Below are 12480 nucleotides of genomic sequence, written 5' to 3'. Positions count from 1 at the left end.
TTTTAAATATTGATGCAATGCGTTAAAAGTGCTATTATAGTATTGATAGAAATGGGTGATACGATATGGATACAGCGAATGAGATAAAAAAATTACGAACAGATATGGGAATGAATCGCAAAGAATTTTGCGAATACTATAATATTCCGTATAGGACAGTTACCGATTGGGAAGCCGGAAAACGTAAAATGCCGGAGTATGTCCTTGAACTTATGGAGTTTAAGGCAGATGTAGAGCAGGTAAAGACTGCAAGCGTTTGATAAAGATGGTTAAGGAGGTCTTCTGCTATGAGTATGAGAGATAAAGAAGTACTTAATATGCAGTTGGTTTTAATACCGGTTTTAGCAGAAGCTTGGAAGAAAACATATTCTGAGTTATCGGATTTGCTCAAGAAATATGATGTATTGAGTTATATCGACGTTTGCTATGAAAACTATAATTCTACCGGAAATCAGGGCATTATCGATGATTTACAGGACTATATTGAAATGCAGGGAGGTAGAGTTAGTTGAAGCCATTGTATCATGGAACGATATATGATTTTGAGGAGATAGATGTATTAGCCGGAAAAGGTTATAAGGATTTTGGCAAAGAATTCTATGCCACCGCAGTTCCTTCACATGCGGAGAGGCTTGCAATCAGAAACAAGAGCATCGCAGAGAAACACCAAAGCTTTCTCAAAAACAAAAAGGGAATAAAGATACAGCCGATTGTAGCCTACAGATATAATCTTCTGTTCAGTGAAGAAACGGCTGGATTAAAGGTTAAGGTATTTGAAAAAGCTGATAAGGAGTGGCTGCGCTTTATCCTTCAAAACCGTAAATGTAATGGTTGTATGCATGATTATGATATTGTGATAGGCCCTACAGCGGATGCTGAAACAACTACAATTATCAATGAATACTATGATGAACTGGAAGAATCAGGGTATTCCGATGAAGTATGCGATAAGGTAATTGCGGAGTTAAAGCCGGAGAATTTACCTAAACAGTACTTTTTCAGAACCCCGGAGGCAGTGAACACCTTGAGCTTTGACAAGGTGAAAAGGCAGGTGATTGGATAATGATTACAGGTGCTGATCAGAAAAAGGCTATGCGCTGTATAGCGGCTTTCCTTGTAGAATACATTATGAACGATAAAGGATGTTCCAGGGATGAAGCAGTCGAGTTTTTAATTAAGACCACAGTATATGAAGCTTTGATGGATGAAGATACGGATCTTTATCTGGAATCAAGAGAATCCGTGCTTGATATATTAAAGGAGGAATTGGCTGGGAATCCATATAGACTATTGGAGGTATGAAAACCGTTTTGGGTACACTTTGGGTACAGTAGCATTTGTTGAAAAACGTATCAAAAGATACACATAAGAAGTACGAAAAGAATAGACTAAACCGGTTTGAATTTTTCGAGTAAATGAGATGGAGTAGATCCGAAGTGGTTTAGAGGTCGGTATAACAAATCAAGTATTTTTAAGGCTTGAAATCATGTTAAGAAAACATGATTTCAGGCCTTTTTTATGTCGTGATACGATTATGATACGATTTTTCTCAGAAAAACTGTATCGGAATTATTCCAGAATAAAGTCCAAATCTGTTTTTCATCTTTTATTTTCCACAAATTATAAAATTTCAAACTTTTTTTGCTCTCGTTTAGTAATGGGGATTTTTTCAACCCAAATGTATTACGTAACAAAAAATAGTACGTAAGCGGAGGGCAAAAGATATGTTTGAATGCAGAGCGTTTATTTCAGTAAAAGAGATCTGCCAGGTATTAAGTGTTTCCGAATCAAAGTCATATGCAAAAGCTGAACGATAAGAGTCTAAGGCCGGAGAGATGATCCGGAATCTTACTTTCTCTTTATGGGAATTAACGGGAGCGTGCCACGCTCCCGTATTATCGTGTTGTTAAGGAATATAGCGTGAAGTATAATTATTATTACTTGTTCTCAAAGAAATTACAGATGGGAGATCATTGTATGGGGAAAATAGTTGTCAGAGATACTGAAATAAATGTTACAAGAATTCATGACGAAGACTATATTTGTCTTACAGATATGCTTAAAGCTAAAGATGGAGATTTCTTTATTACGGATTGGCTACGAAATCGAAATACGCTTGAGTATATTGGCGTATGGGAGAAGGTATATAACCCGGATTTTAATTATGGCGAATTCGCCATAATTAAAAGTCAGTCAGGTTTGAACAGCTTTAAGATAAGCGTTAAGGAATTTGTGGCTAAGACAAATGCCATATGTATCTAGGCAAAAGCAGAAAGAAAGACTTGAGAAGCTGAACAAGATAGCAATACAACAAATGAGAGTTCTTGAGGATGTTGAGGACAGAACTTTGCTTTTAGAGAATAAAGAGGAGCATTAGATGGACTTTGTAGATGCTTTAAAACAAGGCAGTCTTACGGATATACGTAAGTGTCCCAAGGCTGACTTACACAATCACTTTGTGCTGGGTGGGAGTAGGAGCTATTTGAAAGAGCATTCAGGAAGAGACATTCGGCCGATTACGAAGCCACTGCATTCCATGGATGAAATGCATGCTTGGAATGCTCAGAATATAGGGGATTATTTTAATTCGTCTGAAGGACGAAGGATGCTGATAAAAGCGACATTTACCCAGGCGAAGGAGGATGGAGTTACTGTTCTTGAAATCGGTGAGGATGTATGGGGACTTGGTGAATTTTTCAATGGAAATATAAAAGAACTTGTGTGTGCCTTTGAAGCGGCTCATGATGAGATTGCCCCAGAGAAAGAACTTAGATTGCAGATAGGAATGTCCAGACATTGTGATATAGCATATTTAGAGGATTGTCTGTCGTATTTTTGGGGATGCAAAGCGTTTTATTCAATTGATTTATATGGAGATGAGTTGGCACAGCCAATAGAGAACTTCAAGTCTATTTATAGACGTGCGAAGGCAGAAGGACTTAAGTTAAAAGCTCATGTTGGAGAATGGGGAACAGCAGAGGACGTAAGGCGTGCTGTAGAGTGTCTGGAACTGGATGAGGTGCAACATGGTATAGCAGCTGCTGAGGATCCGTCTGTAATTCGTTTCCTTTCAGATAATCACATCAGACTGAATATCACTCCTTCCAGTAATTATCTTCTTGGAAGGGTAAAAGACTTGAAGTCTCATCCTATTGCTGAGTTATATCGCAACGGGGTTGACGTGACTATAAATTCAGACGATGTCCTGATATTTGATTCGGATGTTTCCAAGGAATACCTGCGGATGTATCAGAGCGGATGTTTGACAGCTGAGGAATTGGACGATATTCGTAAGAATGGATTGAGAGCAGTTTACACTAGCATCTGTTAGGAGGAAATAGTTATATGTGTGGTGTATGCAAAAAATTAAGGATAATAAAGATTGAAAGAATCTTTTCATTGTAAAAGAACTCGAGAAAGTATAAAGGTGTTTCCATTCAGAATACCTTTATACTTTTTTTACAATATAAATTTACGTCAAATGGTAAAATTAATCTGTATTGATATGTGATTTGTTATTTTTACAGAGGATGCAGGTTGAAGAAAAGATATATCATTATCATAAATACATTGATAGTAGGTTTGATTCTTTTCATAATCGTGAAATATGCAAACGATAGGGCGGCAGAATCAAACCATGCTTCGATTGCGTCTTTTGAGAAGATGACAACCACAACAGAGCAGATCATCGCCAATTATCTGGAGGATGAGCAGCATCTGTGCGATATCTGGTCTAACTATATCAACAGGTCAGCGGAGGCCGGAACTCCAATGACTATTGACGAGGCTATATCATATATTAGAAAAGCTAAGATATCTCCTGAAATATCAGGGCATCTTATCTACATTGATGATGGCTCTATGGCGGGAATCTCTACTACTCCCAGTACAACTGATATATCGGATTATTCTGTAAAATATTCTCATATTTCTATTTTTGACAATCTTGAGATAAGTAACGTAAATGGTGTGGTAAACCTGACAAGGGCTTATACCAATCCATTAAATGGCGTGCAGTCCATTGCTTTTTTGAACAATGTTAAGGTTTTGGACAGTGAAACAGGCGCTTTGAGAGAAGGGCTTCTCATCCGTGTGGTACCTGTAAGCCGTCTTGAGCAGAAGCTTGTTTTTTTGAAGGGTGAATACGAAAATGTGGAAATATCCATCATAGACTGGGATGGTGACTATATGATTCACGGAAAGTCCTTAAAAAACAGCAATTTCTTTGAATATTTCAAATCTTATAATCCCATGACTACTCAGGAATATAACAAAGTGGTAGATACAATCCGCACAGGGATAGGTTCCATGCACATCCGAAATTCCAAGAAAGAGGACAGCGTAATAGCATATACTCCTTTGAGTGGGCTTGATTCATGGTTTCTTGTAGCTTATATTCCGGCAGAAGAACTGTCAGCTAACAGGTCAATAGACTGGATACTTCTGGGAATCGTATCAGCAGGTCTTATAATCCTGCTTCACTTCAACATTTTTATACTGATTAGTTTCAATCGCGAACTTTCGGTTGCGGCGGAGGCAGCAAATCAGGCAAATGAAGCGAAATCCCATTTCTTATCCACTATGTCTCATGATATTAGAACACCTATGAATGCCATAATCGGCATGAATGAAATGATCCTTAGAGACAGCCATGAAGATTCAACTCTAATGTATGCTGAAAGCATCAGGACTGCGGGAAATACGCTTCTTGGAATCATCAACGATATACTAGATTTTTCCAAGATTGAAGCAGGCAAGATGGAAATCATAAATGTGGATTACAACTTTGTATCTCTTTTAAATGATCTTGTGAACATGGTCCAGCGAAAGGCAGAGGAAAAGGGGCTTACCTTCGAACTTGATGTGGATAGAAACATCCCCAGAATAATGCACGGCGACGAAATAAGAATCAAGCAGGTTATCACCAATATCCTTTCAAATGCCGTTAAATATACTAAGGAAGGTAGTGTTATTTTTTCAATATCAAGCAGCAAATGTGAAGATAGCGAAGATCACGTGATACTTCATGTCAGCGTAAAGGATACGGGAATAGGAATTAAGAAGGAAGATCTTGATAAGCTATTTGTGGCTTTTGAGAGAATCGAGGAAAAGAAAAATCGTAACATTGAAGGTACCGGGCTTGGAATGGCAATAGCCCAGAGCTTTCTTAATATGATGGGAAGTAAGTTTCAGGTGGAGAGCGAATATGGAAAGGGTTCAGTATTTTCTTTTGACCTAAAGCAAAAGGTCGTGAAGTGGGAGCCGCTTGGAGAGTTTGATGCAGCTTTTAAGCGCTTCCTTAGTGAAAGAAAACAGTACAGAGTGAAGTTTTACGCACCAAAAGCAAGGATACTGGTGGTGGATGATACCGAGATTAATCTTAAAGTATTTGTAAGCCTTCTCAGTAAAACGAAGATGCAGATTGAAACTGCAGATAGCGGTGATGCATGCATAGTTCTTTTTAAAAGAAATCTATATGACGTCATTTTCCTGGATCACATGATGCCGGACAAGGATGGCATTGAGACAATAAAGGAAATGAAGGCGTGCAGGGATACACCAAATCAGAAGACGCCTGTTATCTGTCTTACTGCCAATGCCGTCTCAGGAATGCGTGAAATGTATATAAATGCCGGATTTGATGACTATCTGACAAAGCCAATTGATACAAGCAGACTTGAAAGTATGCTTCTTATGTATCTTCCCCCTGATCTGGTGGAGCAGGTAACAGATACTACCATTGAAGAAGAGAAAAAAGCTGAGATAAAACATACCGTTTTAGTGATAGATAAAGATGTAACAGTCTTGAGACAGGTTAAGGAGTGGCTGGATGACAGTGATAACGTGGTGGTGGTTAAATCAGAGGAACAGGCTTTAGCTTATTTGAAAAAACATGAAGCAGAACTTATACTAATGGACTTTGAGAGCACATCGCCAAACGAATTTGATGAATCAAAAATAATACGAAGTCATTTTAGAGAGATAAGTCGTGACGAGATCACTTCGCAGGTAAAAGAGTTTTTTGACAAATGATGGTAGGAGGCGAGAATATGAGTGAACGCGTTAAGAAAATCGTTTCTACTGCTCTTGTGGTAATGCTGGTACTTGGCGTTGCAGGATGTGGGCAGGGCAGTAATGGAAGTAAGGAGTTTGCTCCAAAATACTCATCAGATACTGAGTATAAGCTGAGTATAGTCGGCACTTATTCTAATTTTGAGTCATTGGAAAGTGCCCTTGAAAGATTCTATGAGCACTATCCAAAGGGTGAGATTCAGTACACTTATCTTGACGATTATTCGAATACGATAGAGCAGGCCTTGGCAGGACAGGAGCCGCCTGATATCTATTTTGTAAAGCCATGGATGTATGGCGATGCACAATTGGGTTCTGTGTTTGATAGTGCGGAGGTCCTCTCTGACCCTGAACTTAAGATTGATCTGGACTGCATCCGCCCCGGAGTCAGATGGGAAATGAATAATGGAGAAATACTGACACTCCCGATATTTGCGACCTCTTATGGAATGCTTGTCAACATGGATATTTTTGAAAAAGAAAATCTGAAGGTGCCAAAGACCTTTGAGGAATTGAAACAAGCCTGTGAGAAACTCAAGGCAGCAGGATATGATTCACCTGTCATGGGAGCCAATACAAATACTACGCCGGGAATTGGCTATGCTTTTGCATATCCCATGTTTGCGAAGGCGGTAAAAGATGACAGAAGTATAGAAAATGATCTGAATAATCTTGTGCCTTCTGCGGGTGAAACAATGAGAGAATCGCTCACCAGATTAAAAGAGTTTGTGGACAGCGGATGCATAGATGTAGACAAGTGCGCAGCAGAAATCGAGGATGATTATAATGCAGTGATCATGCGATTTTTTGAAGGCGATGTTCCTATGATGCTCTGCTCCGGGGATGTTGTTTCCGGAACAAAAAAGCGTGAGAGTAAATCTGAAGCTTTTACGGAAAATCCGTTCAAGTATGATTTCTATGTGGCGCCTTCAGGAGATAAGGGCGGATATTATATGGATTCCATGTCAATTTTATTCTGTGTAAATAAGAACAGTGAGAATCTTGACATGACTAATGAATTCATAAGGTTCCTTACCAGTGAAAAGGAACTTGGACTTATGGCTCAGGAAAAAAGGCTTATAACCCCGACTAAGGATTATTCTCTTGATGAGGTATATGCTTCACTGTCAGGTTTTCCTGAGGATAGGACAATCAACTTTAGTGATACAGAAATTCTTGATACTGCGGTAAAAGAGTTCAGGGCAGCAGCCTATGCTGTAATAAACGGAAAAATGACTGTGGATGAAGCGGTTGCAGGCTACGGGACAATATCCGGGAAGTGAAGATGAACCTGGAAATACTGCTTAAAGTGCGTGCCAGTAATTTAAGCTAATAACTGAGCGTCCTTTCGTGACCTTATGGCATAGGTAGAAGCATTTGTTGTTTATTAAAGATTATCCAGTATTTCCCTGGTTAACTCTTTTGCCTCATCATAATCGAGATTAGAAATGAGCTTATCCAAGGCTTGAAGCTTTCCTGACAATTCTTCATTACATTCATAGGAAAAGAGCTGCTTTGCTGATTCTTCTGCAGCGCCAAGGTCAAAGTCATCGATTGCAGCGATGAGCTTGTTTAAGATAGCAGAAATAGCATCTTTATCGAAGCTGTTCTTTGCTCCGCTGTTTTTACTATCTGAGAAAAAAGGCTCAAGATAAGGCTTTAAGACTATAAAAGAACTTAAAACCCCAGGGGTTAGTTTTTCGAGCTGCTCCAGATTGCTTTCTTTACCAAGCTTTTCGAGAGTAAAGAACTCCTCTCCAAGATCTATGGCGCCGATCATGCGGCAGGTGGTTTTAAGGGAATGAACCTGAATGGTGAAGTTTTTGAGGTCCTTTTCTTTTAGGTAGGTTTCTGTCAGATTACTTTTCTCATCCATGAGTTTGTATACATCACTGAGAAGTTCTTTGAAAAGTTCTTCAGACCCGGAGTTTTTTATGGCTTTTTCTATATCAATACCTGGGATGTTATAGTTCATTAATAGTAGTCCTCCATGTAATACTTGATTATATTGTTACCGTTCAGACAGAAAATGCGCATTTCGTGAGAAAAAGAATTCATTATATTTAATACTTTGAATAGTATACTACTATTAAGTTGATGAATAAACGCAATTAAGATATCATTAATTATGTGAATCTCTGAATTTATTTCTAATTACATTGGAAATTGATCTGCATGCCTATGAAATAATAAATAGATTGTTTTGATATTCAGTGAACGTTGACGTCTTTTTGGAGGTGAAAATGGTTCCACAGATCATAGTTGTTGATGATGACCCCATAATCTTAAAGAAAACCTGGAACACCCTTACTGATGCAGGTTTTAAGGTGGTTGTTTTCAAGTCCGGGAAAGCTCTTTTGGAACATGTAAAGGATAATCTGGCTCCGGATCTCATCCTTATGGATATCAACATGCCTGAGATGGACGGATTTGAAGTGATTAACGAACTTCAAAAGAGCAAAGCTGCCTGGAAAGACACTCCGGTTATCTTTTTGACTGCTGATGAGGACGAGGATACTGAGACAAAAGGTCTTTCTCTTGGTGCGATGGACTTTATCAGAAAACCGTTTGTGGCCAGTGTTCTTGTGCTGAGAGTCAAGCATGCAGTAGAACTCATCGGGCTTCAGCGTGACCTCGAGAGCATGGTAGATGAGAAAACGAAAGAAAATGAACTTCTTTTCCTGCATGTCGTTGAGTGTCTTGCAGATGCTATTGACGCCAAGGATAAATATACAAATGGTCATTCGGGTAGAGTGGCAGATTATTCAAAAGAGATAGCGGCAAGATATGGTTATGATGAGAAGAGGCAGGAGAAGATATTCATGATGGGACTTCTCCATGATGTTGGAAAGATAGGTGTGCCCGATGAAGTAATAAATAAGCCGGGAAGGCTTACGGATGAAGAGTTTGCCTGTATTAAAAAGCATCCGGCGATAGGCGGAAAGATTCTTAGTAATATCAAAGAGATGCCAGAGCTTGCTGCCGGAGCTAAATGGCACCATGAAAGATATGATGGAAGAGGATATCCGGAAGGACTTGCCGGAGATGATATACCTGAAGAAGCAAGAATAATCGCGGTAGCTGATGCTTATGATGCCATGGCAAGTAACCGAAGCTATAGAGGCGCCCTTCCTCAGGAAAAGGTCAGAAGTGAGATAGAAAAAGGCAAGGGAAGTCAGTTTGATCCGAAGTTTGCGGATATTATGCTGGGTATGATTGATGAGGACAAAGATTACCGTATGAGAGATAAGCCGATGAATGAACCAACGAATTAGCAGAGTTAGAGTAAAGCAAGCTGATAGCGAATGAATCTGCGAATTAGCAGAGTGAGAGTAAGCAAGCTGATGTCAAATGAACAGTAACAGAAATAAGCCTTGCAATTATAGTTGCAGGGCTTTTACAATGTAAATATGGCATGTGTTTTAAGACGTTTTGATATAAGCAAGCATTTTATTCAGGTTCGATGAGAACATTTTCTAACTCATAATTCATTTTTAGAGGATAAAAACAGTGCTAAATAATGTTTATTTTTCACTTAGCGAAAAAACAATAACAGATGTTACTGTACGCGGTCAGATGGAAAGTACTGCCCAGTATATAAAGGAAAACGGGTATGAGTCCGGCATTCACTGCGCCGGAGGGAGCTTTTTTGATAAGCAGGATGAAGCTTCCAAACATAATACGCTGGTCATCACTGATTCGGACAAGGATGCACAGAGACTTATCGCTAATGGCTTTTACTGCGCAGGAGTGCGCCATGGAGGAAATCCTAAAGAACAGTTTAATGGGATAAAATATGTACTCGAAGAAATTGACGAAGTGGATATAGATTCTTTTGTTAAGATATATCAGCGAAGCGCCGGCGAGCCCTGGGATGTGATAATGACGGAGCGCCTTCTTATCAGAGAGACAACTTTGGATGATGTGGATGAGTTCTACAAATTATATCAGGATCCTGAAATGACAAAGTATATGGAAGGTCTTTTTGAGAATCCGGAGGATGAAAAAAGGTATCAGAGAGACTATATTGAAAAAGTATACGGTCTTATGGGCTTTGGGATATGGACAATTGTAAGGCGGGAAGATGGCAGGATAATCGGAAGAGCCGGGTATTCTGTAAGAAATGGTTTTGATGAAATAGAACTCGGATTTTTGATAGGAAAAGAATTTCAAAATCAGGGCTATGCGTATGAGGCTTGCAGCGCAATCCTTGAATATGGAAAAGAAGTCCTTCTTTTAGATCAGGTTCAGGCACTTGTGAAAAAAGAAAACGAGGTTTCAATCCATATTTGCCAAAAACTCGGATTTGTTCAAACGGGAACGGTGTCTGTAGAAGAAAATATATACGGTCGTGAGTATATTAAAGACGCAGAGACCGATAGTGTAAGGTTTAGCGAGGCTCATTACGGCGAATATATCAGATTTTATAAGAGCTTTAAGAAGTAAACTTAATTTTTTTATGGTTTTTTTTAGGTTAATACTGTAATATATAGCTGTAACACGAAGAAGAAAAACAGTAATAGACACGAAGAGCATGAGGAATAGCTCTTAAGGGAGAGTGTCTATATGGAGGTGAAATGAATTCAATCGAAATGTTCAGCTTGGTTGCGGGGTTAGTAGGTGGTCTTGCTATGTTCCTTTATGGCATGAATGTCATGAGTGGCGGATTGACCAAGATGGCTGGAGGAAAGCTTGAGAGCACTCTTGCAAATGTAACCAAGCATCCGTTTATCGCATATCTATTTGGAGTTGGTGTTACAGCACTGGTTCAATCGTCATCAGCGTCGACCGTAATGGTTGTAGGTCTTGTTAATTCAGGCATTATGACTCTTAAGCAGGCTGTCAGCGTCATTCTTGGTGCTAATCTTGGTACAACATTTACAGCCTGGCTCCTTTCCTTAAACGCAATCAGCAGTGATAACTTTATCATAAACCTTTTGAAGCCGGCTTCCTTTACTCCTTTTTTGGCGCTTCTTGGTATCAGTTTTTATATGTTTGCCAAGAGTGAGAAAAAGAAAAACGTTGGAACTATTTTGCTTGGCTTCTCAGTATTGATGTTTGGAATGACAACAATGTCAAGCGCGGTATCTCCGCTTAAGGAAATTGATTCATTCAAAGCTTTTTTAACAACTTTTAGTAATCCTATCATTGGCTTTATGGTAGGTATCATCTTTACTATGGTCATTCAGAGCTCTGCAGGAACCATCGGTGTATTGCAGGCATTGTCCTTATCTGTAAAGATCAAATACAGCATGGCAATTCCTGTGGTTGTAGGCGCAGAGGTTGGTACCTGTATTACAGCGATTCTTTCCTCACTTGGCGCTAACAAGAATGGTAAAAGAACTGCTCTAATGCATCTGTACTTTAACATTATCAAGGCATCTCTTTTCATGATAATCTTCTATGCTCTGAATGCGGTGGTTCACTTCGCATTTATGAATGATGAGATTGGAATGGTGGGCATTGCCGGTATTCATACGCTTATAAATCTTGTTGCAACTCCGCTTATGTTGCCTTTTGCAAGCTTTTTGGTTGAACTTGCACTTAAGACGATTCCTATTGATGAGAAGGAAAAGAAGGAGCAGGAAGAGCAGCAGGGAATCAGAACATTGGATCCAAGATTTTTGTCAAATCCACCATTTGCTCTTGAACAGGCTAGGCAGGCAGCTATTGAAATGGCTAACATGTCACAGGATTCGCTTGTTAAGGCAATTGGACTTATTACGGAATATGATCAGGAAATCGCCGATGAAGTTGAATATTTAGAGAGAAAGATAGACAGATATGAAGACCAGCTTGGAACATATCTGATGAAGATAAACTCTCACCATCTGGCTGAAGAAGACAGTCACACGCTTTCTCTTTTGCTGCATTGTATAACAGACTATGAAAGAATCAGTGATCATGCGCTTAATATTATGGAGAAGGCCAAGGGCATGTCAGAAAATAATAGAACTTTTTCTCCTAAGGCGCAGACTGAGATGGATATATTCGCAGATGCTGTAAAAGAAATAATGAGCCTTGCGATACAGTCATTTGAAAATCAGGATGTAAACCTTGCCAAAACAATTGAACCTCTGGAAGAGACTATTGATGGCATCAACATGGAAGTTAAGAGGCGCCATGTCAGAAGACTTCGAAAAGGAAAATGTACGATTGAGCAGGGATTTGACCTTAGCGATATCGGAACTGATTATGAGAGAATTGCGGATCATTGCAGTAATATAGCCGTTGGAATCATTGAAGTGAACGACGATATGTATGATGCGCATGGTTATATAGAGACATTGAAAGCCAATAAGAAAGAGGGCTTTGAACAGGCAGTCAGCTTTTATGAAAAGAAATATGAACTGCCATCAGTTAAATTCTGATTACAAAACTGTGGGGGATAATACTCTCACAGTTTTC

General features: G+C 39.3%; 13 protein-coding genes. 12 read left to right on the top strand and 1 reads right to left on the bottom strand.

All coding sequences use genetic code 11. From position 1 onward, the window contains the following. Window positions 1-65: 65 nt before the first annotated feature. From BM086_RS07035 to BM086_RS07000, 9 genes are all read left to right on the top strand, one after another. Complete coding sequence (locus tag BM086_RS07035) at window positions 66-260, top strand: helix-turn-helix domain-containing protein (RefSeq protein ID WP_092325236.1); 195 nt, start codon at window positions 66-68, stop codon at window positions 258-260. Between the two features lie 27 nt (window positions 261-287). Beyond that, a complete protein-coding gene (locus BM086_RS07030) occupies window positions 288-512 on the top strand; it encodes a DUF3791 domain-containing protein (RefSeq protein WP_022785433.1) in 225 nt (74 codons plus the stop codon). After that, window positions 509-1063: a DUF3990 domain-containing protein gene (locus tag BM086_RS07025; protein WP_092325234.1), complete on the top strand. Its 555-nt coding sequence runs from the start codon at window positions 509-511 to the stop codon at window positions 1061-1063. Before BM086_RS07030 ends, BM086_RS07025 begins: the two co-directional genes overlap by 4 nt. Continuing rightward, the gene (locus tag BM086_RS07020) at window positions 1063-1302 is read left to right on the top strand and encodes a hypothetical protein (protein WP_092325232.1); all 240 of its coding nucleotides are present in this window, start codon (window positions 1063-1065) and stop codon (window positions 1300-1302) included. The genes BM086_RS07025 and BM086_RS07020 overlap by 1 nt, the downstream gene beginning before the upstream one ends. A gap of 675 nt (window positions 1303-1977) precedes the next feature. Continuing rightward, entirely contained in the window at window positions 1978-2262 is a 285-nt protein-coding gene (locus BM086_RS07015) for a KilA-N domain-containing protein (protein WP_092325230.1), read from the top strand. Further along, window positions 2246-2377: a hypothetical protein gene (locus BM086_RS21570; RefSeq protein WP_255367775.1), complete on the top strand. Its 132-nt coding sequence runs from the start codon at window positions 2246-2248 to the stop codon at window positions 2375-2377. Before BM086_RS07015 ends, BM086_RS21570 begins: the two co-directional genes overlap by 17 nt. Next, entirely contained in the window at window positions 2378-3331 is a 954-nt protein-coding gene (locus tag BM086_RS07010; protein ID WP_092325228.1) for an adenosine deaminase, read from the top strand. Window positions 3332-3537: 206 nt separating this feature from the next. Next, the gene (locus tag BM086_RS07005) at window positions 3538-6033 is read left to right on the top strand and encodes a response regulator (protein ID WP_242952140.1); all 2496 of its coding nucleotides are present in this window, start codon (window positions 3538-3540) and stop codon (window positions 6031-6033) included. A 17-nt stretch (window positions 6034-6050) separates the two neighbouring features. Then, window positions 6051-7355, top strand: a complete 1305-nt coding sequence (locus BM086_RS07000) for an ABC transporter substrate-binding protein (RefSeq protein ID WP_175560149.1) — start codon at window positions 6051-6053, stop codon at window positions 7353-7355. A gap of 104 nt (window positions 7356-7459) precedes the next feature. Here BM086_RS07000 and BM086_RS06995 read toward each other — a convergent pair whose 3' ends face one another. Continuing rightward, window positions 7460-8047: an Hpt domain-containing protein gene (locus BM086_RS06995; protein ID WP_092325224.1), complete on the bottom strand. Its 588-nt coding sequence runs from the start codon at window positions 8045-8047 to the stop codon at window positions 7460-7462. Window positions 8048-8315: 268 nt separating this feature from the next. On the opposite strand from BM086_RS06995, the gene BM086_RS06990 reads away from it, so the two are divergent. The 3 genes from BM086_RS06990 to BM086_RS06980 all read left to right on the top strand — a co-directional run bounded on the left by BM086_RS06990 (window position 8316) and on the right by BM086_RS06980 (window position 12443). Continuing rightward, window positions 8316-9347 carry an HD-GYP domain-containing protein gene (locus tag BM086_RS06990; RefSeq protein WP_092325222.1) on the top strand — a complete coding sequence of 344 codons (1032 nt, stop codon included), beginning with the start codon at window positions 8316-8318 and terminating at the stop codon, window positions 9345-9347. 235 nt (window positions 9348-9582) lie between these two features. Continuing rightward, entirely contained in the window at window positions 9583-10518 is a 936-nt protein-coding gene (locus BM086_RS06985) for a GNAT family N-acetyltransferase (RefSeq protein WP_092325220.1), read from the top strand. Between the two features lie 131 nt (window positions 10519-10649). Next, complete coding sequence (locus BM086_RS06980; RefSeq protein WP_092325219.1) at window positions 10650-12443, top strand: Na/Pi cotransporter family protein; 1794 nt, start codon at window positions 10650-10652, stop codon at window positions 12441-12443. Window positions 12444-12480 lie beyond the last annotated feature (37 nt).

This window comes from Butyrivibrio sp. YAB3001 (genome assembly GCF_900112195.1).
In the GTDB taxonomy this organism is placed as follows: Bacteria; Bacillota; Clostridia; order Lachnospirales; family Lachnospiraceae; genus Butyrivibrio.
This window is presented reverse-complemented; position numbering and strand designations above follow the sequence as displayed.

What these genes read in the sequence shown, in the direction of transcription:
- BM086_RS07035 (WP_092325236.1), top strand. Translation starts at nt 66, where the DNA reads ATGGATACAGCGAATGAGATAAAAAAATTACGAACAGATATGGGAATG.
- BM086_RS07030 (WP_022785433.1), top strand. Translation starts at nt 288, where the DNA reads ATGAGTATGAGAGATAAAGAAGTACTTAATATGCAGTTGGTTTTAATA.
- BM086_RS07020 (WP_092325232.1), top strand. Translation starts at nt 1,063, where the DNA reads ATGATTACAGGTGCTGATCAGAAAAAGGCTATGCGCTGTATAGCGGCT.
- BM086_RS07015 (WP_092325230.1), top strand. Translation starts at nt 1,978, where the DNA reads ATGGGGAAAATAGTTGTCAGAGATACTGAAATAAATGTTACAAGAATT.
- BM086_RS21570 (WP_255367775.1), top strand. Translation starts at nt 2,246, where the DNA reads ATGCCATATGTATCTAGGCAAAAGCAGAAAGAAAGACTTGAGAAGCTG.
- BM086_RS07010 (WP_092325228.1), top strand. Translation starts at nt 2,378, where the DNA reads ATGGACTTTGTAGATGCTTTAAAACAAGGCAGTCTTACGGATATACGT.
- BM086_RS07000 (WP_175560149.1), top strand. Translation starts at nt 6,051, where the DNA reads ATGAGTGAACGCGTTAAGAAAATCGTTTCTACTGCTCTTGTGGTAATG.
- BM086_RS06995 (WP_092325224.1), bottom strand. Translation starts at nt 8,047, where the DNA reads ATGAACTATAACATCCCAGGTATTGATATAGAAAAAGCCATAAAAAAC.
- BM086_RS06990 (WP_092325222.1), top strand. Translation starts at nt 8,316, where the DNA reads ATGGTTCCACAGATCATAGTTGTTGATGATGACCCCATAATCTTAAAG.
- BM086_RS06980 (WP_092325219.1), top strand. Translation starts at nt 10,650, where the DNA reads ATGAATTCAATCGAAATGTTCAGCTTGGTTGCGGGGTTAGTAGGTGGT.